The organism is Saccharopolyspora galaxeae, assembly GCF_016526145.1.
In the GTDB taxonomy this organism is placed as follows: Bacteria; Actinomycetota; Actinomycetes; order Mycobacteriales; family Pseudonocardiaceae; genus Saccharopolyspora_C; species Saccharopolyspora_C galaxeae.
In genome coordinates this window covers 430,731-456,869 of the sequence record NZ_JADDUE010000004.1, presented here as the reverse complement: position 1 = coordinate 456,869, position 26,139 = coordinate 430,731, and the positions used below count along the sequence as shown (strand labels likewise).

The following is a 26,139-nucleotide window of genomic DNA, read 5'->3' as shown; positions in this document are numbered from 1 at the left end:
GTCGCGAACTCAGTCGCTGGCGAACACCATCCGCAGGCCGAACCCGACCATCACGGCGCCCATCACGCGCTCCAGGGCGAGCTGCACGCGCTTCCGCGTCAGCAGCTGCCGCAGGCCGCCGACCAGCCACGAAGCCAGCCGCCAGTAGACGACCGCGACCGCGACGAACGCCAGCGTCAGCGCCAGCGAGGTCCACGCGCGCGGCTCTCCTGGCGAGATGAACTGCGGCAGCAGCGTCAGGAACAGCACGATGATCTTGGGGTTGAGCACGTTGCTCACCAGCCCCTGGCGGAACGCCGCGAGCCGGGTCAGCGGTTCGCCACCGGTGGTTTCGGCGACCGGTTCCACGGCCCGGTGCCGGTCCCGCCAGCTCTTCCACAAGGTGCTCGCGCCCAGCCAGACCAGGTAGGCGGCACCGGCGACCTTGACCGCCAGGTAAGCGGTCGCCGAGGCCGCCAGCAGCGCCGACAGGCCCAGCACCGAGATCACCGCGTGCACCAGCAGTCCGGCGCAGCACCCCAGGCCGGTCCACCACATGCCGGTCGTCCCGGCACGCAGGCTGTTGCGCAGGCCAAGTGCGGTGTCCGGCCCCGGGATCAGCGTCACCACGACGACGACCAGCAGGAACGGCAGGAGTTGAGCGGGCACGACGGAAGCCTAATCAACCATCCCCGGCTTCGGTTGCGAGATCGCTCACTCCCGGTTTCCGGCCCACGGCGGCGTAGCAGACCGAACGCTGCGGATCCGGTCCGACGTCCTCCGCGGATTCCGGGCGCCATTCCGGGGCGAACACGACGCCCGGCGAGAGCAGCTCGAACCCGGACATCATCTCGGTGAGCTGCCGCCTGCCGCGCAACGTGGCCGGGGTGGAGGTGTCGCGGTAGAGCTCGCCGAGTTCGGTGACCTCCGGAAGGTCCTCGTCGGTGCCGTGGGAGAGCGCCAGGTAGCTGCCGGGCGCGAGCAGGTCCCGGTAGCGCGCGATCAGTTCCGCGGGATGTTGCTCGTCCGGTACGAAGTGCAGCATCGCGAGCATCAGCACGCCGATCGGTTCGGCGGCGTCGAGCGTTCCGGACAGCTCCGGGATCCGGAACAGCTGCTCGGGGTCGCGCATGTCGGCCTGCACGATCGCGGCGCGCTCGTTGCCCTGCAGCATCAGCTGGCTGTGCGCGATCGCGACCGCTTCGTTGTCCACGTAGACGACCTTCGATTCCGGGGCGAGCCGCTGGGCGACCTCGTGCACGGCGCCGACTGTCGGGATTCCGGAACCGATGTCCAGGAATTGGCGGATTCCGCGGGCGACGTAGTAGCGCACCACGCGTTGCAGGAACAACCGGTTCAGCCGCGCGTATTCGCGTGCCCCCGGGAAGATCTCCAACGCGCGGTGCGCGAAATCGCGGTCGATCGCGAAGTTCGACGAACCGCCGAGCAGGTAGTCGTAGACGCGGGCCGCGCTGGGCTTGCTCAGGTCCGCACGGACGGGACTCCAGCTCGGCCTGCTGTGCACCGGGATGACACCTCGCTGATCATGGCTGCCGTCCGCCGCATCGTCGCGCACTGATCAACTTTTGCCAACCGGATCCGGCATTCTCGTGGAATCAACGGCCCGTTTCCGACCGGCGGGTTCGTTTTGGGGCTCAGCCTTCGTGCAATCGCAGTAGTTGATAGGCCGCGATCGTTTGCGCGTCGGTGATCTCTCCGCCGCGGATCATCCGCTCGAACTCCGCGCGCCCGAACCGGCCCGCGCGCATGTCCTGCTCCTCGGCCTCACGTTCGTGCTCTCCCGGGGTGAGCCCGGTGGCCAGGAAAACCCGCCCGCGCTGGCTGGACAGACCCGGCGCCACATCGAGCGATCCGAGGTCGGTGAGCCGCTCGGCGCGCAGGCCGGTCTCCTCGCGCAGCTCCCGCGCGGCCAGCTCCGGCCCGTCGACCTCGGCCCGGTCCGGCGCGGTGCCCTGCGGGAACTCCCAGCGCCGCAGGCCGAGCGGGTAGCGGAACTGCTCGACCAGGTGCAGCCGGTCGCCGTCCAGCGGGATCACCAGCGCGTAGTCCGGTTTGTCCACGACGCCGTAGATCCCGTCCGAACCGTCGGGGCGCCGGACGCCGTCCTCGCGCACGGTCATCCAGGGGTTGGCGTACACCTCGCGGGTGCTCGTCCTGTGCATGGTGGCAATGTTCCCGCGCCCGGGGCTCAGCGTTGCACGCGGTTCAGCTTCGAGCGGCGGATGCCGTAGCTCAGGTACAGCACCAGCCCGGCGAGGGTCCAGAACCCGAACACCACCCAGGTCACGCCGTACAGGCCGAGGATCAGGTAGCAGCACAAGGCCACGCCCGCCATCGGCAGCCACGGCATCAGCGGAGTCCGGAACGTTCGCTCCAGCTCTGGCCTGCGGTAGCGCAGCACCACCACGCCCACGTTGACGATGCCGAACGCGACCAGCGTGCCGATGCTGGTGGCGTCGGCGAGTTCGTTGAGCGGCACCAGCCCGGACAGCAGCGCGACCAGCGCGCCCACCAGCAAGGTGTTGAACGCGGGCACCGATCGCGCGTTCACCTTCGACAACCGCGCAGGCATCAGTCCGTCGCGGGACATCGAGACCAGGATGCGGGTCTGCCCGTACAGCACCGTCAGCACCACCGTGGCGATCGCCAGCACCGCGCCGAACGCGAGCAGCACCGACGCCCAGCCCTGGCCGGTGACCAGCTGCAACGCGGTGGCCAGCGAAGCCTCCGAAGAGCCGAGCACGTCCGTGCCGACCGCGCCGACCGCCGCGAACGCGACGAGCACGTAGATCGCGGTGACCACCGCCAGCGACAGCATGATCGCCCGCGGCAGGTCCCGCTTCGGATTGCGCGCCTCCTCGCCCGCGGTGGACGCGGCGTCGAAGCCGATGAACGAGAAGAACACCGCCGAGGCTCCGGCCGAGACACCGGCGACGCCCATCGGCGCGAACGGCGTCATGTTCTCCGAGCGGAACGCGGTCAGCGCCACGCACACGAAGAACACCAGCACGGCGATCTTCAGCAGCGTGGTGAACGTGGTGACCGCCGCGCTCTCCCGAACGCCCAGCATCAGCACCGCCGTGGCCAGCAGCACCACGACCATGGCCGGGACGTTCACCACGCCGCCCTCGCCCGGTGGCGCCGAGAGCGCATCCGGAATGGTCACGCCGACCGTGCCGCGCAAGAACTCGTTGAGGTAGCCGCCCCAGCCCACGGCCACCGCGGCCACCGAGACGCCGTACTCCAGCAGCAGGCACCAGCCGCAGATCCACGCGACCAGTTCACCCAGCGTCGCGTACGCGTAGGAGTAGGCGGAACCGGAGACCGGCACGCTGCCCGCGAGCTCCGCGTACGACAGCGCCGAGCACAGCGCGGCGAGCCCGGCCAGGACGAACGAGACGACCACGGCCGGGCCTGCCGCGGGCGCCGCCTCCGCCAGCACCACGAAGATCCCGGTGCCCAGGGTGGCGCCCACCGACAGCGCCATCAGCGGGATCAGGCCCAGGCTGCGCTTGAGCGGCGTGTGCGAGCCGTCGTCGGCGATCCGCTCGGCGGGCTTTACGCGGGTGAACAACTGGACGTAGGACACGAGCAGGCACGGTAGCCGCTCATCGCTGGTGATCCACCGGGAGTCGACGCCGGATCCGGCGATGCCGGCCCCAGCGACGCCGGATCCAGCCACGCCGAGGCGGCTTCTCGACTTCCCGATCAGCGCCCGTACCCTGTGCCGAGTGCGTCTCGTCATCGCTCGCTGCAAGGTCGACTACGTCGGCAGGCTCACCGCGCATCTGCCCATGGCCCAGCGGTTGCTGCTGGTCAAGGCCGACGGTTCGGTCTCGGTGCACTCCGACGACCGCGCCTACAAGCCGCTGAACTGGATGAGCCCGCCGTGCTGGCTGATCGAGGACCCGGGGCTGTGGACGGTGCAGAACAAGGCGGGGGAGAAGCTGGTCGTCACCCTCGAAGAGGTGCTGCACGACAGCAGGCACGAGCTCGGCCCGGAACCCGGCCTGGTCAAGGACGGCGTGGAGGCGCACCTGCAGGAGCTGCTGGCCGAGCACGTCGGCACGCTCGGCGACGGCTGGTCGCTGGTGCGCCGCGAATACCCGACCGCGATCGGGCCGGTGGACCTGATGTGCCGGGATGCCGACGGCACCAGCGTGGCGGTGGAGATCAAGCGGCGCGGGGAGATCGACGGGGTCGAGCAGCTGACCCGCTACCTCGAACTGCTCAACCGGGATCCGCTGCTGGCGCCGGTCAGCGGGGTGTTCGCGGCGCAGCAGATCAAGCCGCAGGCGCGGACGCTGGCCGCGGACCGCGGAATCCGTTGCGTGACACTGGACTACGACCAGTTGCGCGGGATCGAGCCGGACGAGTTCCGGCTGTTCTGAACCGCCACCGTGCGGAGTTTTCGAACAGAAGTTCGCTCGGCTGAGTGATGATTTTCTTGCCCGGGCGGGCAAGACTGGAAGGCATGATCACGTCTTCGATGCTTTCCCGCTCCCCGGTTCCTGGGGCCCCGGTTCCTGGGGGCCTGGGCTCTGGGTTCCCGGCTTCGCCCTCCCCGGCCCTGCACCGCCCGGCTCCGCACTGCTCGGCCGCGGGGTTTCCGCCCGCCAAGCTCGCCGGATCATCGCCTGCTCAGCTTCGAGCCTTCGCCCCGTCGTGCTCGGGTGCGGCGCTCGACGACCTACCCGTGCCGTTCGTCCGCGCCGCTCCGGCTGGGCGTTGTTCACCTCGCCGTTCGCGGTGTGCCGGAGGCTGGCCGATGGCTCGCGCGCGGAGTCCTGGCCGTCCCGGTTGATTTTCGTTTTCTCCTGTGTGGTGGTCCTGCCCGGCCGCTGCGGGCCAACGCGCTCCGGAACGGCGGCTGCGTGTCGCAGACGCCGCCGCGGGGCTGACTGACCGTCGCTGTTTCCGCTGTTCGGCGGAGTGTTCGCCGTCCGGTCGGGCGACGTTCAACGAATTGGTATCGGACCGGTGTGAGCGGTTCCACTGTGCGGTACTGTCCGTCTGCCACCGATCGGGTGGTGATTGGCGTTGGAATTTGTTGGGTCTGGAGGTGGGGTTGCCGTGAGCGTGCTAGCCCAGGATCAGTTGCGGCTCGACGCCGGCGCGGTCGACTACGTGCTGCTCGCGGTGTACTTCGCGTTCGTGCTCGGCATCGGTTACCTCGCGCGCCGCTCGGTGTCCACGAGCCTGGACTTCTTCCTGTCCGGCCGCGCGCTGCCCGCGTGGGTCACCGGCCTGGCGTTCGTCGCGGCCAACCTCGGGGCGGTCGAGGTCATCGGCATGTCCGCCAACGGCGCCGAGTACGGCATGCCGACGATGCACTACTTCTGGGTCGGCGCGGTACCGGCGATGCTGTTCCTCGGCATCGTGATGATGCCGTTCTACTACGGCTCCAAGGTCCGCAGCGTTCCCGAATTCATGCTGCGCCGCTTCGGCAAGCCCGCCCACCTGGTCAACGGCATCAGCTTCGCGGTCGCCCAGGTGCTCATCGCGGGGCTGAACCTGTACCTGCTGGCCAGCATCGTCAACGTGCTGCTCGGTTGGCCGCTGTGGGCGTCGGTGCTGGTGGCCGCCGTGATCGTGCTCACCTACACCGCGCTCGGCGGGCTGTCCGCGGCGATCTACAACGAGGTGCTGCAGTTCTTCGTGATCGTCGCGGCGCTGCTGCCGCTGACACTGGTCGGGCTGCGCAAGGTCGGCGGCTGGCAGGGCCTGATGGACCGGGTCGGCGCCAGTCCCGGCGGGCCGGAACAGCTCTCGGCGTGGCCGGCCACCGAGCTGACCGGGTTCACCAACAGCTTCCTGAGCGCGCTGGGCGTCGTGTTCGGTCTCGGGTTCGTGCTCGCCTTCGGCTACTGGACGACGAACTTCGTCGAGGTGCAGCGCGCGATGGCCTCCAAGAGCATGTCCGCGGCCCAGCGCACGCCGATCATCGGTGCCTTCCCCAAGCTGCTGATCCCGTTCATCGTCATCATCCCCGGCATGATCGCCGGGGTGGCGGTGCAGGACATGGTCGCCTTCAAGGCCACCGGGCAGGGCGGGGTCGACTACAACGATGCGCTCCTGCTGCTGATGCGGGACCTGCTGCCCAACGGCATCCTGGGCGTCGCGCTGGCCGGGCTGCTGGCCTCGTTCATGGCGGGCATGGCCGCGAACCTGAGTTCGTTCAACACGGTGTTCACCTACGACATCTGGCAGGCGTACGTCGTCAAGGACAAGCCGGACCAGTACTACCTGCAGATGGGCCGCTGGGTCACCGTCGGCGCGACCGTCGTGGCGATCGGCACCGCGTTCATCGCCGCCGGCTACGAGAACCTGATGGACTACCTCCAGCAGCTGTTCTCGTTCTTCAACGCACCGCTGTTCGCCACGTTCATCCTCGGCATGTTCTGGAAGCGGATGACCCCGACGGCGGGCTGGCTCGGGTTGGTGCTGGGCACCATCTCGGCGGTGACGGTGTTCGGGCTCGCTGAGACGGAGGTGCTGCACCTGCCGGGTCAGGGCGCGAGCTTCGTCGGTGCCGGTACGGCGTTCGTGGTGGACATCGTGGTCAGCGTCCTGGTGAGCCTGGTGACCCGGCCGAAACCGGAGGCGGAACTGACCGGGCTGGTCTACTCGCTGACACCACGGGCGACGTTGCAGGCGTCCACCTCGGGCGAGGACGCGGGCTGGTTCCGCAGGCCGGGCCTGATGGCCGGGATCGTCCTGGTGATCACGATCGCGCTCAACATCATCTTCGGCTGACGGAGGGAACCCATGGCCACTGAGACACCTCAGCGCAAGCACACCGCGGGCGCCTTCGACATCCGGTTGATCATCGCCGCGCTGTTCTTCCTGTACGGCATCGTGCTCACGGTGCTCGGCGCGACGGGCGGGCCCGAGGAGACGGCGAAATCCGCCGGGATGAACATCAACCTCTACAGCGGCGTCGGGATGCTGGTGTTCGCCGCGCTGTTCGCCCTGTGGGTGCGGTGGCGGCCGATCGTCGTGGATGCCACCGAGTCCGCTCCGGACTCCGGCGAAGACGGCTGACGGGAGGCGGTCGCAGCACCGCCCGAGGCACCCCAAGGCGCCCCCGAGGCACCCCAAGGCGCCCCCCGAGGCACGGAGTGCCGCTGGAGCCTGCCACGGGCGCGCAAGATTCCGTAGGCTGCCGAATCGCAACGACCATTGAGACGGTTGGAGGCAGCTCATGACCCGGACCGCCCGTGGCGGCGCCGATGCGCCGGTCGACGACATCGCCGAGCAGCAGCGGCCGATGTTCGACTCGCTCGATCCCCGCACCGATGAGGTCGTCGGGCGGCACCCGGTGCACGACGCCGCCGAGGTCGGCGAGATCGTCGAGGCCGCCCGCGCCGCCGGGCGCTGGTGGGCCGAGCTGGGCTTCGCCGAACGCAAGAAGCGGCTCGACCGGTGGCGGGTGCAGCTGGTGCGCAGGCTCGACGAGCTCGCCGGGGTGATCTGCGCGGAGACCGGCAAACCGCTCGACGACGCCAGGCTGGAACTGGTGCTGGTCATCGACCACCTGCACTGGGCGGCGAACAAGGCCGAGAAGGTGCTCGGCAAGCGCAAGGTCTCGCCCGGAGTGCTGATGGCGAACCAGGCCTGCACCGTCGAATACCAGCCGTACGGCGTGGTCGGCGTGATCGGGCCGTGGAACTACCCGGCCTTCACCCCGATGGGCTCGATCGCCTACGCGCTCGCGGCGGGCAATTCGGTCGTGTTCAAGCCCAGCGAGCTCACCCCGGGCGTCGGGCGGTGGCTGGTGGACAGCTTCGCGGAAGTGGTCCCGGAACACCCGGTCTTCTCGCTGATCACCGGCTTCGGCGAGACCGGCGCGGCGCTGTGTTCGGCCGGCGTCGGCAAGGTCGCCTTCACCGGTTCCACCGAGACCGGCAAGAAGGTGATGGCGAGCTGCGCGCAAACCCTCACGCCGGTGCTGGTGGAGTGCGGCGGCAAGGACGCCTTGATCGTGGACACCGACGCCGACCTGCGCGCCGCGGCCGATGCCGCGCTGTGGGGCGCGATGTCCAACGCGGGCCAGACCTGCATCGGCGTGGAGCGGGTGTTCGTGGCCGAGGCGGTGGCCGACCGCTTCACCGACCTGCTAACGGCGCGGGCGAAGAAGCTGCGCCCCGGTGGTGAACCGAGCGCGGACATGGGGCCGATCACGATGTCCTCGCAGGTGGAAGTGATCCGCGGGCACATCGACGGCGCGCTGGCCGCCGGTGGGCGGGCGCTGGTCGGCGGCGGTGACTCGGTGCGGCCGCCGTTCGTCGAGCCGGTGGTGCTGGTCGACGTGCCCGCCGAATCCGCCGCGCACGCCGAGGAGACCTTCGGCCCGACCGTCGTCGTGGAGCGTGTGCGCGACGCGGACGAAGGCGTGCAGCGGGCCAACGACAGCCGCTACGGGCTCGGCGCCACCGTGTTCTCGCGGGCGCGGGGGGCCGAGCTGGCGCGGCGGTTGCGCTCCGGAATGGTCGCGATCAACTCGGTGATCTCGTTCGCCGCGGTGCCGGGGCTGCCCTTCGGCGGCGTCGGGGACTCCGGGTTCGGCCGCATCCACGGCGAGGACGGGCTGCGCGAGTTCGCGCGGCCGCAGTCGGTGACCCGCACCCGGTTCAAGATTCCGCTGAACCCGATGAGCTTCAGCCGCGGCTCCCGCACCGTGCGGCACGTCGTGCAGCTCATCCGCGCCACCCGCGGGCGTTGACCGCGCCGCAGGGCGCCGGCGCGGCGCGGTCGATCGACGGGCCGCGCCGGGCTGGGTAAGTTCCCCGCCCGGCGATCATCGCCGCGCCTCGTGCGCCCGGCGGCGCGGATGCGATGAAGACGGCCTCGCGGGCACCTTTCGAGCGGGCGGACACGGCGGCGGAGAATCGACGGGGTGCGGGATCGGCGGCGGAAGTCGGCGGGCGCAGCGGGAACAGCCGCGAAGACGTGGACCGGGAGGCGAACGGTGAAGAAGATCATCAACGAGCCGGCGACGGTGGTCGCCGATGCGCTGCACGGCATGGCCGTCGCGCACCCGGAGCTGCTCCGGGTGCGCACCGACCCGGCGCTGGTGCTGCGTGCCGAGGATCCGGCGCCGGGCAAGGTCGCGGTGATCTCCGGTGGCGGCTCCGGGCACGAGCCGCTGCACGCCGGTTTCGTCGGCAGCGGCATGCTGTCCGCGGCCGTGCCGGGCGCGGTGTTCACCTCGCCGACTCCGGACGCGGTGCAGGCCGCGATCACCGCCACCGACGCCGGGGCGGGGTCGTTGCTGCTGGTGAAGAACTACACCGGGGACGTGCTGAACTTCGAGACGGCCGCGGAGCTGGCCGGGCTGGAAGGCGGCGACGTGCGCGCGGTCATCGTCGATGACGACGTGGCGGTGCAGGACTCCACGCACACCGCGGGCAGGCGCGGTGTCGGCGGCACCGTCCTGGTGGAGAAGCTCGTCGGAGCGGCGGCCGAGCGCGGGGACAGCTTGCAGCACTGCGAGGCGATCGCGCGGCGCACCGTCGGACAGGTGCGTTCGATGGGCGTGGCACTGACCGCGCCGACGGTGCCGCACGCGGGCGAGCCGAGCTTCAGCCTCAGCGACGACGAGGTCGAGATCGGCATCGGCATCCACGGCGAACCGGGCAGGCAGCGGCTGCCGATGGGGACCGCCGACGACCTCGTCGCCCGGCTCCTCGAACCGGTGCTCGCCGACCTGCCCTTCGCCGACGGCGACGAGGTGCTGCTGTACACCAATTCGATGGGCGCTACCCCGCTGATGGAGCTGTACCTCGCGCACGGCGTGGCCGAGCGGCTGCTGGCCGAACGGGGTATCCGCGTGCGCAGGCGGCTGGTCGGCCCGTACACCACGAGCCTGGAGATGCAGGGCATGAGCCTGACCTTGTTGAAACTGGACGACGAGCTGACCGAGCTGTGGGATGCGCCGGTGCGGACCGCCGCCTTGAACTGGTGAGCACCGGGCGGGAACGAGGACGGTCGCGGCTCGTGACCGGGTGGCGCCGGGCTGCGCGGCGCACCGCGCGGCATCGCCGCGCACAGGACAAGCAAACACGACGGGTGAACCTTGATGGGCTGTACGGCACAGGACGTGGTCGCCGCGGTGCACGCGGGCGCGGAGATCGTCGCCGCGTACCGCGACGAACTGGTCGAGATGGACCGGGTCATCGGCGATGCCGACCACGGGGAGAACATGGACCGCGGTTTCCGCGCGGTCGCCGCGAAATTGGACACCTCGGCACCGGAGACGCCCGGTTCGGCGTTGAAGCTGGTCGCCAGCACGCTGATCTCCACGGTCGGCGGTGCCTCCGGGCCGCTGTACGGCACCGCGTTCCTGCGCGCGGCTTCCGCCGCGGGGGAGGGGGACGAGCTGGACGGTCCGGCGGTCGCAGCGATCCTGAAGGCAGGGCTCGACGGCGTGGTCGCCCGCGGCAAGGCCGAAGTCGGGGACAAGACCATGATCGACGCGCTCTCGCCAGCGGCGGACGCGGCGAAGGCGGCGGCCGACGATGGCGCATCGGCAGGCCAGGTGCTGGCCGCGGCCGCTGAAGCAGCGCGCAACGGCGCCGAGTCCACCGAGCCGTTGGTCGCGCGCAAGGGCCGCGCCTCTTACCTCGGGGAGCGCAGCGCCGGTCACGTCGACCCGGGCGCGCGCTCGACCGCGCTGTTGTTGTCCGCGTTCGCAGAGAGGTCGGTGCGATGAGCGTCGGTCTGGTCATCGTTTCGCACAGCGAGCAGCTCGCCGCCGGAGTGGTCGAGCTCGCCGCGCAAATGGCTCCGGATGTGCAGGTGCGGCCGGCGGGCGGGCTGCCCGGCGGCGGTGTCGGCACCGACTACGAGGCCGTGTCGGCGGCGATGTCGGATGCCGGCTCGGGCTCCGGCGTGGTGCTGCTCTACGACCTCGGCAGTGCGCAGATGACCGCGGAGCTCGCCGTCGAGTCGCTCGGCGACCCGTCCACCGCGGTGGTCGCGGACGCACCGCTGGTCGAAGGTGCGGTCGCCGCCGCGGTCGCGGCGCAGAGCGGCAAGGACCTGGACGCCGTGGCGCGCGCCGCGTCCGCCGCCGGGGTCGGTGCGGCGGAGGAGGGCGCACCGACCGAGGCGGCCGAGGAGGTCCGCGACGAGCTCGTGCTGGAGAACGAGGTGGGTCTGCACGCGCGGCCCGCGGCGTTGCTCGCGCGCAGCCTCGCCGGGTTGCGGGCCAGCGTGCGGGTCCGGCTGGGCGACAACGAGGCCGACGGTGCCAGCGTGCTCGGTCTGATGGGGCTGGGTGCCCGCAAGGGCGACCGGATCACGTTGCTCGCCGACGGCGCGGACGCGCAACAGGCGATCCAGCAGGTCCGCGACCTCGCCGCGCGCAACTTCGACGAGTGAGCCGCACCGTCCGCGCAACGCGGGCGTTGCGACCGGTGCTGCGGCCGGTGATCGAGCGTTAGGGTTGCGAAATGCCGCCGCGACCGCGCTTCCTTGGCGTCCTGGTTCTGCTGGCTGCGGTGCTGCTGGTCGCCGGCTGCACCGGCGGACCGCCGGGCAAGCCCGCGCAGGCGGCTCCGCCCGGCCCGACGACCGCCGAGTCGGTCCTGGGTGATCCGCGCACGATCGACGCGTGCTCGCTGGCCGATCCCGCGGCGCTGAACGAGTCCGGGCATGGCGAGTTCGGCCGGGCGGAGAACGCGGGCACCGTTTCGCTCGATTACTGCCTGCTGCGGGTGCGGTTGCCCGAGGGCGGCCTCGCCCAGCTCAAGGTCGGTGAGCTCGCACCGGCCGAGCAGCAGCAGGGCGATCCGGTCACGCGCAACGGCTCGTTCGACGTCGTGCAGGACGCTCCGTTGCCGAGCCACTGCGCGCGGCAGATCGTCTTCCCGGACCGCACGGCCATGCGCGTCAGCGCCGACCTGCTGGACGGCAAGCCGGGCGGCCGGCTGTGCGGGCTCGCCGATGCCGGCACGCGGACCGCGGTCGCGGCGATCGATCAGCACCGCGTCGAGCACCGCGATTACCCGCCGAACTCGCTGGCGCTGGTGGACCCGTGTTCGGTGCTGGACACGGCGGACGTTCGCCAGGTGCCCGGCCTGGAGCGGGCCACCCCGAGCGGGCGGCCCGCCGCGCACCAGTGCCAATGGGGCCAGGCCGATGCGGCGTCGCCGCGGGTGCAGCTGGTGCACACCGCCGGTGACCCTCCCGCGGTGCTGCACGGCTCGGCGACCGAGGAGCAGATCGCCGGGCGCCGCACCGTGACCAGCGTCGTCGGTGGTGATCCTCGGGTGCCGCTGTGCTCGGCCGAGACCGGGCACGTGCCGTTCGGCGACGACCGCGGCCAGGTCGAGGTCGCGATGCTCGTCGTGGCGTTCCCGGACGGCGACGGCATCGATGCCTGCGACTTCGCCCGCGGACTGGCCGAGCGGGCTTGGCCGCAGCTGCCGCGGACGTGATCACCCGCACTGCGGGACGCGCCCGAAGGACTCTCGGAGCCCGGCGCCGTGCCGGTTACCGTGTTGGGCGTGCCGCGCCGCAACCGTCCGCAACGCCCCTCCGGTGGCCCGCCGCAGTCCGGGAATCGTCCGCTCGGTTCCGGTTTCGGCTGGTCGCGGGTGGAGCGTGATCCGGACGGCGAGTGGAACGTGCGCACCGTGCCCGCGGCGCAGGCGACCAAGACCTACCGCTGCCCGGGCTGCGACCACGAGGTCCGGCCGGGTGTGGGGCACGTGGTGGCCTGGCCCGCCGACGATTTCGGCGACGTCGAGGACCGGCGGCACTGGCACAACGGCTGCTGGCAGGCCAGACGCCGTCGCGGCCCCACCCGCCGCTGGTCCTGATCGCCTCTCGCAAGGGCCGTCCTGCCCGGGTGGTCGCGGTCGGGTCCGAGCGGGTGCGTTGAACCGAACCCGCCGCATCTCACAGCTTTGCGGCCGCATCGCCGTGCGAGGATCGTGGCGATGAGCACCGAGATCCGCGCCAACACCGCGCTGCCCGCCCGGCGGGAGCAGATCACCTTGCACACCGCCGACGGGCTCGGGCTCATCGGTGAACTCTCGGTGCCGGAGAACGCGACACCGCGCGCCACTCTGGTGTGCCTGCACCCGCTGCCCACGCACGGCGGCATGATGGATTCGCACATCTACCGCAAGGCTGCGTTCCGGCTGCCCGCGCTGGCGGACCTGGCGGTGCTGCGGTTCAACACCCGCGGCACGGTCAGCGAGGCGGGCCGCAGCGAGGGCAGCTTCGACGGCGGGAACTCCGAGCGCTACGACGTCGCCGCGGCGCTGGAGTACGCGGAGTTCCACGACCTGCCGAACGTGTGGCTGCTCGGCTGGTCCTTCGGCACCGACCTGACCCTGGTGCACGGCCTGGACCCGCTGGTCCAGGGCGCCATCCTGATCTCCCCGCCGCTGCGCTGGAGCAGCGAGGACGATCTGCGGTCCTGGGGCGAGTCGGGCAAGCCGGTGCACGCGCTGGTGCCGGAGTTCGACGACTACCTGCGCCCGGAGGAGGCCCGGCGGCGGTTCGCCGCGATCCCGCAGGCGCAGGTAACCGGCTTCCCGGACACCAAGCACCTGTGGGTGGGCAAGGCGGAGTCCGCGCTGGACGCGATCGTCGGCGTCGTGGCCCCCGAGGTCGGCACGCCGCTGCCGCGCACCTGGGACGGCCCTTCGGAGACGCGCCAGGTGACGATCGTCGAGCAGTGATCCGGCGCCCGGGTCAGGTCCGCTCGGCCCGGCACAGGTACGCGAACGGCGTGCTGCCGATCCGGGTGAGCACGACGGTCGCTTCCGCCGCGCCGCGCGGTTTCAGCTTGCGGCGCAACGCGTCCGGGTCGATGTCGACGCCGCGCGCCATGATCTCCAGCCGGCCGACGTCGTGCCTGCGCAGCAGGCTGCGCAGGGTCTTTTCGCTGTAGCGGCCGTGGTCGAGCACCCGGAACGCGCGCACTCCCGGCGGCGGCCGGTCACCGGTGAGGTAGGCGATGCGCGGGTCGAGCTGGGCCAGCCCGTGCCGCGCGGCGTACTGCCGCACCAGTCCGGCCCGCACGACCGCGCCGTCCGGGTCGACGATCCATTCGCCGGCGTCGAGGACCGGGCACTCGTCCGACTCGTCGTCGGTGAGTTCGTCGCGTCCACCGTCCGCGCGCAGCACCGTTGCGCGGCGGCGAACTTCCGGATCGGCGAGGCCGCCGAGCCACACCGCGGCTTCCCGCACCTGGCCGGCCAGCGAGACGATCTCGATTTCGGCGCCGCCGGGGATCGCGTCGAAGTCCAGCCCCGGCGCGCACTTCACGACCACGTCCCGGCCCGCGTGCACCTCCAGCAGCTCGTCCAGCGGTGGCACCAGGTCGGCCGGGTTCCACCGCCGCCGCCCGGCGTCGTCGCGGCGCGCGGGATCGGCGACGATCGCGGTACCGGTGCTGACCGGGCGCAACGCGTCGGCTCGCGCCAGCGCGACGCCAGGTCCGAGGTTGTGCCGGGCCATCGCGAGCCGCACTTCGTCCAGATCGGAGCCGATGCAGCGATCGGCGACGGCCGCGATCTCCCGCAGGTCCGCGCCGATCGAGCAGGTCACGTCGTGCACGTCCCGGCCGGTGAGCCGCCGCGCGCGGTGCCGGGCCACGGTCGCGGTGGTTGCCTGCTGCAGTGCGTCGGCGGTGAACAGCCACTCGCGCGCATTGTCCAATTTGGACTCGGCGCGGCGCCGGAGCACCGCGGTTTCCAAGGCGGCGGAGGCGAAGCGCGCGCCCGCGAGATCGCGCGCTGCGGTGACGTCGGTGAGCCGGGAGGCGCTGCTCAGCGGCCGGTCGGCCAACGCGGCCAACGCGTCCCGGCCGGCCTCGGAACGCAGGAAGGCCACGTCGTCGAGGTCGAAGGCGTAGCCCAACCGGATTCCTCCACCGCTCGCGTCCGGACCCGCAGCACTCTAACCGGCCCGTGTTCCGCACCCGCGCCCGCGATGAGGTTCGTCCCGCTGGAACAAGCCAACTGCCCCGCTCGCTCGTGAGGCACCTGCGAGGCCGACACGCGCGGGCACTACCCGAGCAGGCGCACGGCCTCTGGAGTGAACGGACCGCTCGCCCCAATAGATTGGGCGAAGGCGACTTTCACTCGGAACGTGCCGGGGTAGCCGACACGCCCGCGCGGGACGTGTCGTCGCGGAGCGAAAGGGGCGTTCGTCCGGGGTCGAGCGAAGGAGTCCGTCAACCGGGCTCGAAGGCGGCGGTGGAATCCGGTTTCCTGCCGGTGATCAGCACGTTGTAGAACAGGTCGCGCGGCAGCAGCTTCGCCAGCAGGTTCGCGTCCACCCAGGACAGCTGCTGCCAGGCGCGGTAGGCGAACATGCTCCAAGCCCGGCCGAGCTTGTCCGCGGCCACGGCGGCTTCGAAGGTGCGCACCGGCCAGCCGAACACCGCGGCCGACAGCTCCTCGGTCGTGGCCCGCACGTCCGCCGCGCCCGCGCCGAGCGCCATCCGCTCCAGCTCGGACGGCACGAACGTGTGCACGTCCACGACCGCCTCCAAAGCCGCGGCCCGGGACGACTCGTCCGGCTCCGGCCGCGGGCGGCGCCAAGACGGCGCCAGCTCGGTGGCGTTCGCGGTCAGCCACCACGTCAGCCGCCCCAGCCGACGCGCGTAGAAATCTCCGATGCGCGTCGGGTCGCCCGCGAACACGAACCGGCCGCCGGGTTTGAGCACTCGCAGCACTTCGCGCATCGCCGCGGGCACGTCCGGGACGTGGTGCAGCACGGCGTGCCCGACCACGAGGTCGAAGCCCTCGTCGCCGTACGGGATCCGCTCGGCGTCGCAGACCCGGCCGTCCACGCTCAGCCCGAGCGAGGCCGCGTTGCGCAGCGCGACCTCGACCATGCCGGGGGACAGATCGGTGACCGAGCCGCGTTCGGCGATGCCGCCCTGCATCAGGTTCAGCAGGAAGAAGCCGGTGCCGCAGCCCAGTTCCAGCGCGTGCCGGTGCGCGCCGGTGCCGCCGGTGGCCGCGCGGAACCGGCCGACCGCGTAGTCCACGCAGCGCCGGTCGTAGGAGATCGACCACTTCTCGTCGTAGGTGCGTGCTTCCCAGTCGTGGTAGAGCACGTTGGCGAGTTTCGGGTCGGCGCCCGCCGCTCGTACCTCTCCGGCGGTGGCGTGCGGGTGCGGCGTCGGATCGCGCGGGGCTTCGGTGCTCACGTGTGCGTCCTCCCGCGGCGGCCGCGGCGATGGGTGGCTCGAGCCATGGTGCTGCTTGCGCGGCCCGAGCCGCCATTCGCGAAGTGCGCGACCTGCTGTTGCGAAGGGCGCAGCTGCTATTGCGAAGGGCACAGCCGATTCCGACCCGCGTTCCGGCCGTGGTGAGCCTTCTTCGTGACCGAACTCCGCCGACGGCTACCCGAAGGCCGCGGCATCGTGGACGTACTCGGGCGGGCCGGGCGACCCCGGCCCGCCACTTCCGGTCACCGGCCGGTGAACTCGGCCTTGCCCGGCCCGTTCTCCACGAACGAACGCATCCCGGTCTTCTGGTCCTCGGTGGCGAACAACGCGGTGAACACCTGGGTCTCCAGCTGCAGCCCGGTCTCCAGGTCCACCTCGAGCCCGCGGTCGACGGCCGTCTTGGCCGCGGCCAGCGCACGCGCCGGACCGTTCGCGAACTGCTCCACCCAGCGCTGCGCGGCCGGGTACACGTCGTCGGCGGGCACCACCTCGTCGACCAGGCCGATCCGCAGCGCCTCGTCGGAGCGGACGAACCGGCCGGTGTAGATGAGGTCCTTGGCCTTGCTCGGCCCGATCAGCCGGGCCAGCCGCTGGGTGCCGCCCGCGCCGGGGATCACGCCGAGCTGGATCTCCGGCTGCCCGACCTTGGCGTTGTCGCCGAGGACCCGGCGGTCGCAGCTCAGCGCCAGCTCCAGGCCGCCGCCGAGGGCGTAGCCGGTGATCGCGGCGACCGTCGGTTTCGGGATGGCCCCGATCGCGCTCATCGCCGCGGACAGGCCGTGCTGCTCCTTGGTGGCCATGTCCGCGTAGGACTTCTCGGCCATCTCCTTGATGTCGGCACCGGCGGCGAAGACCTTCTCGCCACCGTGCACGATCACGGCGCGGACATCGGAGCGCTCGGTGGCCTCGGCCGCGGCTTCCTTGAGTTCGGTCTCGATCTGCTGGTTCAGCGCGTTCATCGGCGGCCGGTCCAGCCGGATGGTGCCGATCGCGCCTGCTGCTTCGAACCGGACGAATTCGCCCACGCCGCAACCTCCTCGTCGAACTGCTGCTCGCGGGGAGGCTATCCCGCTGACCACGACAGCGTCAGTGTCATCGATCTCAATCGGCCGCCCGGCCGTCGCGAACGGACCGCTGGGCCCACTGGGTTGGGTGAAGAGCCCGTTCACTCGGCGAGAAGCGCTCAGGCGCGCCTGCGGGCGAAGTAGCGGTCGCCGCTGCGCTGCAGCTCCAAGTCCTGGTCGAAGGTCTTGGACAGGTTGTCCTCGGTGAGCACGTCTTCCAGCAGCCCCTGGGCGACCACCGCGCCGTCGCGGATCATCAGGCCGTGCGTGAAGCCCGGCGGGATCTCCTCGACGTGGTGGGTGACCAGCACCGATGCTGGGGCGTCCGGATCCATCGCGAGCGCGGACAGCCGCCCGACCAGGTCCTCCCGCCCGCCGAGGTCGAGGCCGGCGGCGGGCTCGTCCAGCAGCAGCAGCTCCGGATCGGTCATCAGGGCGCGGGAGATCAGCACGCGCTTGCGCTCGCCCTCGGAGAGCGTGCCGAAGCTGCGCTCGGCCAGGTGCGCGACGCCGAGCAGGTCCAGCAGTTCCGCCGCCCGCTCGGTGTCCATCGCGTCGTACTCCTCGCGCCAGCGGCCCACGACCGAGTAGCCGGCGCTGACCACGACGTCGCGCACCTGCTCGTCGCCGGGCATCCGGCCGGCCAGCGCCGCCGAGCACAGGCCGATGCGCGGGCGCAGCTCGAAAACGTTGGTGCGGCCCAGCCGTTCGCCGAGCACGTCCACGGTGCCCTGCGACGGATGGCCCTCGGCGCCCGCGAGCTTGAGCAGCGTGGTCTTGCCCGCGCCGTTGGGGCCGAGCACGACCCACCGCTCGTCGAGCTCCACCGACCAGTCCACGTCGGACACCAGCGCGGTGCCGCCCCGTCGGACCCCGACGCCGTCCATCCGGATGACCAGGTCGTCCACGTCCACCTCCAGCCGTTCGCCGGCCGCTACGCTCCAGCGCCGTTCGGACCGCCCGGCGGTCCCCTCCGGGTGAACATTCTTCCGGTTCGGCGCTGCGTGCTCGCGGCGGGGCCGTGCGGTGCGCGGCGGCGCGCGGGAGCCGGTCACCGGCCGGGCTCAGCGGCGGCTACGTGTGTTGGACGTGCGTGAACCGATCGGCCTCGCCTGCCTCGGCCAGCGCGGCCGTGCCGATCTCGTTGAGCACCAGCCGAGGTTCGTCCAACGGTGCTTCGAGCCGTTCGCGGATCCGGACGAGCGCGGCGACTCCGTCCGCGGTGAGCTGCTCGATGCCCGACAGCTCCAGCACCACCACCTGGTTCGGCGCGCGGTTGTCGGCGACGAGGCGTTCCAGGTCAGGCGCGGTCGTGGCGTCGAGGCTCCCGGTGACGGTGACGACGGTGCGCTGGTCCGCGAACATCGTCACGGGGGATTTGCGGGGCGAAGCGGTCATGCGGTTCCTCCTGAAGGGATGTGCGTAGATCTGATCATCGCGGGACCGGCGGATCGCTCCCTCCGGACGAACCCCATATCTGCCCGGAAAACGAGCAGGGCGCTCCCCGTCCCGGAGAGCGCCCTGCGATCTAGCGGTCGTACGTCAGCCCACCGGGGCGCTACCGCCTTCGACGACGGGCAGCCCGGCGCCCGCCCAGGCGCGGAAACCGCCGACCAGGTCGGTGGCCCGGCCCAGCCCGAGCTCGCGGGCCTGCGCCGCGGCGAGGCTGGAGGCGTAGCCCTCGTTGCACACCAGGACCACCGGCTGGTCGGTGCGCAGCCCGTCGAGCCGGTGCGGGCTGGAGGGGTCCAGCCGCCACTCCAGCACGATCCGTTCGACGGTCAGCGCACCCGGGATCTCGCCTTCGGCCAGCCGGTTCGACTGCGGCCGGATGTCGATCAGCAGCGCGCCGCGCCGTTGCAGCTCGGCGGCCTGCTGCGGGCCGACGCGGTCCAGTTCGCTGCGCGCGTCGGTCAGCAGGTGGTCGATGCCGTACGGACCGGGGTCCGGGGTGCGTTGCACGGGTACCTCGCTCATCCGAGCTCCCTCCGGATCGGCCCGGCGGGCGCCGGGGTCTCGTCGGGCACATCGGCCAGGTCGGTGTAGTGCCGCACCGACAGCAGCGGCGGCGAGTAGGCGTGCACGCTCGCCGAGTTCACCGTGCTGGTGTTGCGCACCTGGTGAGCCCGGCCCGCGCCGAAGCCGATGGAGTCGCCCAGCTCGTGGCTCCTGGTGCGCACCGGCCCGGCCGGGTAGCGGTAGTCCTCCCGGACCTCGCCGAACAGCACCGCGAACGAGCCGGACGCGCCGCCGTGGTCGTGCGGTTCGGTGCCCTGCCCGGGAGCCCAGGACAGCAGCCACAGCTCGACGCCCGCGGTCAGGCCGAGCCGCGCCCACCAGCGCTCCCGCTCGTCGATCCGGACGATGTCCAGCAGCGAGCCGGTCAGTTCGGTGATCACCAGGTGGGTGAGGTCGCGCAGCTCGCGCGGCGTCCACAGGTCGTGGTCCGGCCGGATCGAATCGCGCAGCAGCGGCGAGTCGATGCCCGGGTGCAGTTCGTACGCGCCGAGTTCGGGGATCTCTTCGGTCGGGGTGTACTGGGAGATGTGCGTTGGTGCGGACATGCTTCGTTCCGTTCGTTCGCAGGTGCTCGGAACGGATCGACGTGCGCGGGCGCGCCCGGCTGCTTCGGTCCGGTGCTCGTGGAGCTGGGCGGCGAGCGTGCGCGGGCGGGCTCGTGGCGGAAGGTTCGCGGTGCCGCGCCGTCGACCCGGTAGGTCGCGGGGACTGGCGCGTCAGTGACAGGCCGACGTGACGACCAGGAACAGGTCGACCACGCGGTCGCGGGTCAGGAACGAATCCGGCACGGCCGCGATCCTGGCACGACGCCCTCGGCGGGACCAACATCCGCCGTTGCCGGTCCCGCCATCTGGTCACCCCGAGTCCGGTCTTGTCGGGCGAGCAGATCGTTCACCCGGTTCGAGCTGCCCGGTCAGGGTGGTGCGTCGGCGTGTCGGCGCGGTCCGCGTGCGCGCGATCGACTTCGAGCGAACGGACCGTTGGTCCGAATAGGTTGGGCGAACAGGCCGTTCGCTCGGAAAAGCTGCTCGCAAACCGGTGAGCAGGTCAGCGGCAGGCGAGTGAGCGGCAAGCGGATCAGCGGTCAGGCGGATCAGCGGCAGGCGGAGGGGCCGCCGGTGAGGCCGGTGCGGAAGGCGTCGACCCGGTCCGCGCCGGTGAGCGCCTGGCCGCCCTGCGCGTCGCGGGACACGGCGTCGGAGACCAGCAACGTCTCCACGGCTTCGTCGAGGTCACCCGCCGACAGGTCCGGTGTCCGAGCGGTGTACGCGCCGGTGAGGCAACTGGCCGCGCGCCCGGCATCGGGCCCGGTGGTGGGCCGGCCGAGCGCGCCCAGCGCGGCGATCGCCTGCCGCGAAGCCAGCAGCGTCGCGGTCGCCTGATCCCCGATGTCGTCGTGCAGCGCGCTGAGTCCGGCGCGGTCGAACACGACAGCAGGCCCGCCCGCGCAGTAGCTCACCGGCGCGGCAGCGCAGCCCGAACCCTCGGCGGGCCGGATCGGCGGGGCGGCCGGGCCCGGCTCCGCGACCAGCTCGTCGAAGAACTCCGCGCCGGGGCGCCGGGCGAGAACATCGTCGAACCGCTGGTTGCCGTCGTCGGCACGTCCGTTGGTCAGCCGGTCGCTGTCCGCGGGAACCTGCCCGCACTGGCCGGGACCGCGCTGGTAGCCGTCCTGGAAAGCGGTGATCCGGTCGAACGAGCTGCCGTGCGCATCCCCCGAACCGGCACCGACCGGATCCCGGAACACGATCAGCGCGTGCAACGCCTGGTCCCGCTGCTGATCGGTGAACCGCAGATGCGGCGCGTGCCCATCGGCGGCCGAGCGCATGAACGCCCCCGCGTAGCAGTCGGCTCCGGCTTCGGTGCGCATCGGATCACGGCTGCTGCCGACGTCCATGCCCGCGCGCTGCTGCACCGCGTGCCCGAGCTCGTGCGCGAGCACGACCGCGACCGCCGCGTCCCCGTAGTGCTCCCGCAGCACCGGCAGCAGCGCGCCGCGGTCCCAAGCGATGGCGTCGACCGAACCGCAGTAGTACGCGTTGCCCTCCAAGCTCTGCACCGTGCCGGAGCACGGCGGCGGGCGGCTGTCCGCGGCCGAGGTGTCGGCCGAGTAGAAGCCGCCGTCGAGGTCGTGCCAGGGCTTGCCGAACAGCTCGGGGAAGGTCGCCGACCAGTACGCCTGCACGTCGGTGACCACGCTCGCGGCGAGCCGGTCGATCGATCCGCCGTCGGTGCCGTGCACGAACGCGGGATCCACCCGCGGCGGGCCCGCGTCCGGTCGCGGTGCGCGCGCGGGTGCGCACCCTGCGAGCACGAGCGCCAGCAGGGCGACGGCAAGGACCAGCAACCGTGGTGCGCGCACCGCCTCAGCTTCGCATCATCGAGTTGATCATCTCGTTGCGGCTTCGGAACACGCTGTCGAACGGCGGGCGATATCCTCGCCCGCCGTGAGAGCCGTCCACCGATTCACCGTTCGAGCGCACCTGCCGGAACCGCTGGCGGCGCTGGGCACCCTGGCGACGAACCTGCGCTGGACCTGGCACCCGCCCACCCAGGACCTGTTCGCTGCGGTGGACCCGGAGGTCTGGTCGCGGGTGGGCGGTGACCCGCTGCGGCTGCTGGAGGAGGTCCCGGCGCAGCGGCTGCGCGAGCTCGCCCAGGACGAGGACTTCCTGGCCCGCACCCGCGCCGTGGACGACGACCTGCGGCACTACCTCACGGTTCCGCGCTGGTACCAGCAGCGGCAGTCCGAGGGGGCGGTGCTGCCTTCGGCGGTGGCGTACTTCTCGATGGAGTTCGGGGTCAGCGAGGCGCTGCCGAACTACTCCGGCGGCCTCGGCGTGCTCGCGGGGGACCACCTGAAATCCGGCTCCGACCTGGGCGTTCCGCTGATCGGCGTGGGGCTGCTGTACCGCTCCGGCTACTTCCGCCAGGCGCTGTCCGAGCAGGGCTGGCAGCTGGAGCACTACCCGGTGCAGGACCCGCGCGCGCTGCCGCTGGAGACGCTGACCGAACCGTCCGGCGCGCCGATCACCGTGCAGGTGGCGATGCCGGGCGGGCGGCTGCTGCGGGCGCGGATCTGGAAGGTGCAGGTCGGCAGGGTTCCGCTGCTGCTGCTGGACACCGACCTTCCGGAGAACGACGACGATCTGCGCGGCACCACCGACCGGCTCTACGGCGGCGACTCGGACCACCGCATCCGGCAGGAGATCCTGGCCGGCGTGGGCGGTGTGCGGGCGGTGCGCGCGTACTGCGAGCTCACCGGGCACGCCCAGCCGGAGGTGTTCCACACCAACGAGGGCCACGCCGGTTTCCTCGGGCTGGAGCGGGTTCGCGAGCTGACCGGCGAGCTGGACTTCGACGAGGCGGTCGCGGCGGTGCGCGCGGGCACCGTGTTCACCATGCACACGCCGGTACCGGCGGGCATCGATCGCTTCCCGGTGGACCTGGTGCGGCACTACTTCGGCGACGGTTCTTCGCAAGCGCTGCTGCCCGGTGTGCCGACGGATCGCGTGCTCGCGCTGGGCGCCGAGGACAACCCGGGCATGTTCAACATGGCGCACATGGGGTTGCGGCTGGCCCAGCGCGCCAACGGTGTCTCGCGGTTGCACGGCGGCGTGAGCCGCAAGATGTTCCGCGGGCTGTGGCCCGGTTTCGGCGTCGAGGAGGTGCCGATCGGCTCGGTCACCAACGGCGTGCACGGGCCGACCTGGTCTGCGCGGGAACTCGGCAAGCTCATCGGTGAGTCCGAAATGGACAGCGGTGCGGGATTGCGGGGCATGGAGCCGGTGAGCGATCCGCTGCTGTGGGAGCTGCGCAGCTCGCTGCGCGCCCGGCTGGTCGACGAGGTGCGCAGGCGGCTGCGGCACGCCTGGTTGCAGCGCGGTGCCTCGGACCTCGAATTGGGTTGGTGCGACTCGGTTTTCGACCCGGACGTGCTCACCATCGGCTTCGCCCGCCGAGTGCCGACCTACAAGCGGCTGACGCTGCTGCTGCGCGACACCGATCGGCTCAAGCGGCTGCTGCTGGACCCGGACCGCCCGGTGCAGGTCGTGGTCGCGGGCAAATCGCATCCGGCCGACGAGGGCGGCAAGGCGATGATCCAGCAGATCGCGAAGTTCGCCGACGATCCGCAGGTGCGCCACCGCATCGCGTTCCTGCCGGACTACGACATGTCGCTGGCGCGCTACCTGGTCTCGGGCTGCGACGTGTGGCTGAACACTCCGGTGCGGCCGCTGGAGGCCTGCGGGACGTCCGGGATGAAGGCCGCGCTCAACGGCGCGCTGAACCTGTCGGTCCGCGACGGCTGGTGGGACGAGATGTTCGACGGCGAGAACGGGTGGGCCATCCCGAACGCCGACGGGGTCACCGACCCGAACCGCCGCGACGACCTGGAGGCCGCCGCGCTCTACGAACTCATCAACACCAGCGTCGCGCCCGCGTTCTACGAGCGCACCGCCGACGGCGTGCCGGGCAAGTGGATGTCGATGGTGCGGCACACGCTGGCCAACCTCGGACCGCAGGTGCAGGCGTCGCGGATGGTGCGGGAGTACGTCGACCGGCACTACGGCCCTGCCGCGCGGTCGGTGCAATCCGTTTGCACGCAGGAATACCGGGGTGCGCGGGAGGTGGCCGGATACCGCGCGCGGCTGGCCGCGGCGTGGACCTGGGTGCAGATCCGCGACACCGCGATGAGCGTGGAGGACGGGCGCACGCCGTTGCTCGGCGGGCGGGTGACGGTGCGGGCCGAGGTGCACCTGGCCGGGCTGCAACCGTCCGATGTGGACGTCGAGGTCGTGGTCGGACGGGTGGACGATGACGACGAGTTGCACGACTTCATGGCGCATTCGATGCAGCACGGCGGTGGCGAGCATTACGAGGCCACGGTGACGTTGCCGCACGCCGGTCCCGCCGGGTACACGGTGCGCGTGCTGCCGAAGCATCCGCTGCTGTCCGGCCCCACCGAACTCGGCAGGATCGTGCTGGCCTGACCCCGCGCCGTCGCCCGGCCGCGACCTCGCCCGACGCGCCCGCGCGCCACCCGATCAGCGCTGCTCCTCCTGGAGTGAACGGACTGTCCGGCCGACTGGATTGGACGAACGGTCCGTTCACTCGGAGTGCCTCGCCTGATCGGCGGTTGCGGAATTGGACCGTGTGCGGGGAAAGGTGCCAAGGCGTGAGCGTCGTCGGAGTCGTGGCGGCGCCCGATAGGCTGCGGCGCGGCGGAAGCGAGCGGGGGCGGATTCCGCGACCAGATCGGACCTGCGAACAGGATGGGGCACCTGAAGTGGCAGCGGTTTCGGCAGGCACCGGGCGCAGCAGGCGGATCGTCGGCGTGCTGCTCGCGCTGATCTCGTGCGTCGCCTTGCTCGGCGGCTGCTCCCGGGTGATCAGCGGTACGCCCACCACGGCGGGCCGGGCCGCCACCGACGACGTCGCGGGCTTACCCGCGAGCAACGGGCCCAGTGGCCCGAAAAGCGGTGCGCAACCCTCCACGCTCCCGGTGGAAGGCACCGACAACGGTGAGATGGATCGGCTGGCCCGCGACGCGGTCGCCGATGTGCAGTCCTACTGGCGGCAGCGGTTCCCGGAATCCTTCGACGGCAAGGAATTCGAGCCGGTCAAGAAGCTGGTCTCCTACGATTCCGGTGCGCCCGGCGGGAATCTGTGCGGCAAGAGCACGCAGGGCGCCGAGAACGCCTTCTACTGCGCGCAGGAGGACACCGTCGCGTGGGACCGCGCGCAACTGCTCCCGCAGCTGCGCGCCAGTTTCGGCCCGATGGCGGTGGTGACCGTGCTCGCGCACGAAATGGGCCACGCCGTGCAGGCCCGCGCAGGCACCGCGCCGCCGGACGCTCCGGCGATCGTGCTGGAGCAGCAGGCGGACTGCTTCACCGGCACGTTCTTCCGGCACGTCGCCGAAGGCGGCGCCGAGCACTTCCAGGTCTCCACCGGCGACGGCCTGAACGAGGTCATGGGCGTGCTCAACTACATCCGCGACACCCCTGCGGACGGCGATTTCACCGGCACCGGTGCGCACGGCAGCGCGTTCGACCGGGTCACCGCCTTCCAGGACGGCTTCAGCGGCGGCCCGCAGCGCTGCGCGGAGCTGGACGCCGCGGAGGTCAAGCAGCGCACCACCCAGTTCCGGTTCTGGAAGGACGACCAGGAGCAGGACCTGCCGGTCGACCAGCGGAACCTGACGCAGGTGCGCGACAGCCTGCGCGAGGTGTTCCGGGACACCGGCGCGCAGCCGCCGCAGATCGTCGGCGAACCCCGCAGCTGCCCCGGAATGCGCGGCACCCGGCCGGTTTCCTACTGCCCGGCCACGAACACCGTCTCGCTGTCGATGGACGGGCTGCAGAAGATCGCCAACCCGCCCGCCAAGGACGACCCGAACTCCGGTTACGGCGACTTCGCCGCCTACGCGCAGTTCGCGTCCCGCTATGCGCTGTCGGTGCAGCGAGCGGCCGGTCTGCCGCTGGAAGGCGGCAACGCGGGGCTGCGCACGGCGTGCATGGTCGGGTCGTGGAGCGGGCTGCTGGTCGAGGACCCGATCGGGCAGCGCAACCCGGTCGGCAAGCTGCGCATCGCGCCCGGTGACGTCGACGAGGGCGTCGCCGCGCTGCTCGGCGACGACAGCCTCATCGCGGCCGGCATCAACGGCGAGCAGGTACCGGCCGGATTCGCCCGCGTGGAAGCCTTCCGCACCGGATTCCAGCAAGGCTTCGCGCCATGCAGCACCAGATATCCGTGAGCCGTGATTGCGCCGGATGGCCCTGCGCCCGCTCGGTGAGACGGCCGCACCCGGTGGAAAAAACCCTTGCGGCGCAACCACTTCCATCGCCGCGCGTC

Annotated in this window: 24 protein-coding genes; 12 read left to right on the top strand and 12 right to left on the bottom strand. The window is 71.5% G+C overall.

Features of this window, described 5'->3' with window-relative positions; all coding sequences use genetic code 11:
- Positions 1 to 9: 9 nt before the first annotated feature.
- From INP57_RS12460 to INP57_RS12445, 4 genes are all read right to left on the bottom strand, one after another.
- On the bottom strand, positions 10 to 648 hold the full coding sequence (locus tag INP57_RS12460; protein WP_200070297.1) for a LysE family translocator: 639 nt from the start codon (positions 646 to 648) through the stop codon (positions 10 to 12).
- 13 nt (positions 649 to 661) lie between these two features.
- Positions 662 to 1,555 (bottom strand): SAM-dependent methyltransferase, encoded by an 894-nt coding sequence (locus tag INP57_RS12455; RefSeq protein WP_295146507.1) that lies wholly within the window; start codon positions 1,553 to 1,555, stop codon positions 662 to 664.
- 79 nt (positions 1,556 to 1,634) lie between these two features.
- Entirely contained in the window at positions 1,635 to 2,162 is a 528-nt protein-coding gene (locus tag INP57_RS12450; protein ID WP_200070296.1) for an NUDIX domain-containing protein, read from the bottom strand.
- Positions 2,163 to 2,188: 26 nt separating this feature from the next.
- Positions 2,189 to 3,589: an amino acid permease gene (locus INP57_RS12445; protein WP_200070295.1), complete on the bottom strand. Its 1,401-nt coding sequence runs from the start codon at positions 3,587 to 3,589 to the stop codon at positions 2,189 to 2,191.
- A 142-nt stretch (positions 3,590 to 3,731) separates the two neighbouring features.
- Here INP57_RS12445 and nucS point away from each other — a divergent pair, with 142 nt between their 5' ends.
- The 10 genes from nucS (at position 3,732) to INP57_RS12395 (ending at position 13,697) form a co-directional block, all read left to right on the top strand.
- Positions 3,732 to 4,391, top strand: a complete 660-nt coding sequence (nucS, locus tag INP57_RS12440) for an endonuclease NucS (RefSeq protein WP_200070294.1) — start codon at positions 3,732 to 3,734, stop codon at positions 4,389 to 4,391.
- Between the two features lie 682 nt (positions 4,392 to 5,073).
- The gene (locus tag INP57_RS12435) at positions 5,074 to 6,756 is read left to right on the top strand and encodes a sodium:solute symporter family protein (protein WP_200070293.1); all 1,683 of its coding nucleotides are present in this window, start codon (positions 5,074 to 5,076) and stop codon (positions 6,754 to 6,756) included.
- A gap of 12 nt (positions 6,757 to 6,768) precedes the next feature.
- Entirely contained in the window at positions 6,769 to 7,044 is a 276-nt protein-coding gene (locus tag INP57_RS12430) for a hypothetical protein (protein ID WP_200070292.1), read from the top strand.
- A 160-nt stretch (positions 7,045 to 7,204) separates the two neighbouring features.
- A complete protein-coding gene (locus INP57_RS12425) occupies positions 7,205 to 8,725 on the top strand; it encodes an aldehyde dehydrogenase family protein (protein ID WP_200070291.1) in 1,521 nt (506 codons plus the stop codon).
- A 246-nt stretch (positions 8,726 to 8,971) separates the two neighbouring features.
- Entirely contained in the window at positions 8,972 to 9,967 is a 996-nt protein-coding gene (gene dhaK / locus INP57_RS12420; protein WP_200070290.1) for a dihydroxyacetone kinase subunit DhaK, read from the top strand.
- Between the two features lie 114 nt (positions 9,968 to 10,081).
- Positions 10,082 to 10,714: a dihydroxyacetone kinase subunit DhaL gene (dhaL, locus tag INP57_RS12415; protein WP_200070289.1), complete on the top strand. Its 633-nt coding sequence runs from the start codon at positions 10,082 to 10,084 to the stop codon at positions 10,712 to 10,714.
- Complete coding sequence (gene dhaM, locus INP57_RS12410) at positions 10,711 to 11,385, top strand: dihydroxyacetone kinase phosphoryl donor subunit DhaM (RefSeq protein ID WP_200070288.1); 675 nt, start codon at positions 10,711 to 10,713, stop codon at positions 11,383 to 11,385. The genes dhaL and dhaM overlap by 4 nt, the downstream gene beginning before the upstream one ends.
- A gap of 71 nt (positions 11,386 to 11,456) precedes the next feature.
- Positions 11,457 to 12,443: a DUF3558 family protein gene (locus INP57_RS12405; protein WP_200070287.1), complete on the top strand. Its 987-nt coding sequence runs from the start codon at positions 11,457 to 11,459 to the stop codon at positions 12,441 to 12,443.
- Between the two features lie 69 nt (positions 12,444 to 12,512).
- Positions 12,513 to 12,827: an Rv1322 family protein gene (locus tag INP57_RS12400; RefSeq protein WP_200070286.1), complete on the top strand. Its 315-nt coding sequence runs from the start codon at positions 12,513 to 12,515 to the stop codon at positions 12,825 to 12,827.
- Positions 12,828 to 12,947: 120 nt separating this feature from the next.
- Complete coding sequence (locus INP57_RS12395) at positions 12,948 to 13,697, top strand: alpha/beta hydrolase (RefSeq protein WP_200070285.1); 750 nt, start codon at positions 12,948 to 12,950, stop codon at positions 13,695 to 13,697.
- Positions 13,698 to 13,710: 13 nt separating this feature from the next.
- Here INP57_RS12395 and INP57_RS12390 read toward each other — a convergent pair whose 3' ends face one another.
- The 8 genes from INP57_RS12390 to INP57_RS12355 form a co-directional block, all read right to left on the bottom strand.
- The gene (locus INP57_RS12390) at positions 13,711 to 14,880 is read right to left on the bottom strand and encodes a THUMP-like domain-containing protein (protein WP_200070284.1); all 1,170 of its coding nucleotides are present in this window, start codon (positions 14,878 to 14,880) and stop codon (positions 13,711 to 13,713) included.
- A 316-nt stretch (positions 14,881 to 15,196) separates the two neighbouring features.
- Complete coding sequence (locus INP57_RS12385) at positions 15,197 to 16,180, bottom strand: class I SAM-dependent methyltransferase (protein ID WP_200070283.1); 984 nt, start codon at positions 16,178 to 16,180, stop codon at positions 15,197 to 15,199.
- 263 nt (positions 16,181 to 16,443) lie between these two features.
- Positions 16,444 to 17,226: an enoyl-CoA hydratase/isomerase family protein gene (locus tag INP57_RS12380; RefSeq protein ID WP_200070282.1), complete on the bottom strand. Its 783-nt coding sequence runs from the start codon at positions 17,224 to 17,226 to the stop codon at positions 16,444 to 16,446.
- A gap of 158 nt (positions 17,227 to 17,384) precedes the next feature.
- Positions 17,385 to 18,152, bottom strand: a complete 768-nt coding sequence (locus tag INP57_RS12375; protein WP_200070409.1) for an ABC transporter ATP-binding protein — start codon at positions 18,150 to 18,152, stop codon at positions 17,385 to 17,387.
- 187 nt (positions 18,153 to 18,339) lie between these two features.
- Entirely contained in the window at positions 18,340 to 18,663 is a 324-nt protein-coding gene (locus tag INP57_RS12370) for an STAS domain-containing protein (RefSeq protein WP_200070281.1), read from the bottom strand.
- A gap of 144 nt (positions 18,664 to 18,807) precedes the next feature.
- Entirely contained in the window at positions 18,808 to 19,242 is a 435-nt protein-coding gene (locus INP57_RS12365; RefSeq protein WP_200070280.1) for a rhodanese-like domain-containing protein, read from the bottom strand.
- Positions 19,239 to 19,829, bottom strand: a complete 591-nt coding sequence (locus INP57_RS12360; RefSeq protein WP_200070279.1) for a cysteine dioxygenase — start codon at positions 19,827 to 19,829, stop codon at positions 19,239 to 19,241. Before INP57_RS12360 ends, INP57_RS12365 begins: the two co-directional genes overlap by 4 nt.
- A gap of 548 nt (positions 19,830 to 20,377) precedes the next feature.
- Complete coding sequence (locus INP57_RS12355; protein ID WP_200070278.1) at positions 20,378 to 21,646, bottom strand: neutral zinc metallopeptidase; 1,269 nt, start codon at positions 21,644 to 21,646, stop codon at positions 20,378 to 20,380.
- An 85-nt stretch (positions 21,647 to 21,731) separates the two neighbouring features.
- Between INP57_RS12355 and glgP the strand changes: the two genes are divergently transcribed.
- Together glgP and INP57_RS12345 are read left to right on the top strand one after the other, a co-directional pair.
- Positions 21,732 to 24,275, top strand: coding sequence for an alpha-glucan family phosphorylase (gene glgP / locus INP57_RS12350; RefSeq protein WP_200070277.1), 2,544 nt, complete (start codon positions 21,732 to 21,734; stop codon positions 24,273 to 24,275).
- Between the two features lie 296 nt (positions 24,276 to 24,571).
- Entirely contained in the window at positions 24,572 to 26,041 is a 1,470-nt protein-coding gene (locus INP57_RS12345; RefSeq protein ID WP_200070276.1) for a neutral zinc metallopeptidase, read from the top strand.
- Positions 26,042 to 26,139 lie beyond the last annotated feature (98 nt).

What these genes read in the sequence shown, in the direction of transcription:
- INP57_RS12450 (WP_200070296.1), bottom strand. Translation starts at nt 2,162, where the DNA reads ATGCACAGGACGAGCACCCGCGAGGTGTACGCCAACCCCTGGATGACC.
- INP57_RS12430 (WP_200070292.1), top strand. Translation starts at nt 6,769, where the DNA reads ATGGCCACTGAGACACCTCAGCGCAAGCACACCGCGGGCGCCTTCGAC.
- INP57_RS12425 (WP_200070291.1), top strand. Translation starts at nt 7,205, where the DNA reads ATGACCCGGACCGCCCGTGGCGGCGCCGATGCGCCGGTCGACGACATC.
- dhaL (WP_200070289.1), top strand. Translation starts at nt 10,082, where the DNA reads ATGGGCTGTACGGCACAGGACGTGGTCGCCGCGGTGCACGCGGGCGCG.
- dhaM (WP_200070288.1), top strand. Translation starts at nt 10,711, where the DNA reads ATGAGCGTCGGTCTGGTCATCGTTTCGCACAGCGAGCAGCTCGCCGCC.
- INP57_RS12405 (WP_200070287.1), top strand. Translation starts at nt 11,457, where the DNA reads ATGCCGCCGCGACCGCGCTTCCTTGGCGTCCTGGTTCTGCTGGCTGCG.
- INP57_RS12395 (WP_200070285.1), top strand. Translation starts at nt 12,948, where the DNA reads ATGAGCACCGAGATCCGCGCCAACACCGCGCTGCCCGCCCGGCGGGAG.
- INP57_RS12375 (WP_200070409.1), bottom strand. Translation starts at nt 18,152, where the DNA reads ATGGACGGCGTCGGGGTCCGACGGGGCGGCACCGCGCTGGTGTCCGAC.
- INP57_RS12370 (WP_200070281.1), bottom strand. Translation starts at nt 18,663, where the DNA reads ATGACCGCTTCGCCCCGCAAATCCCCCGTGACGATGTTCGCGGACCAG.
- INP57_RS12365 (WP_200070280.1), bottom strand. Translation starts at nt 19,242, where the DNA reads ATGAGCGAGGTACCCGTGCAACGCACCCCGGACCCCGGTCCGTACGGC.
- INP57_RS12360 (WP_200070279.1), bottom strand. Translation starts at nt 19,829, where the DNA reads ATGTCCGCACCAACGCACATCTCCCAGTACACCCCGACCGAAGAGATC.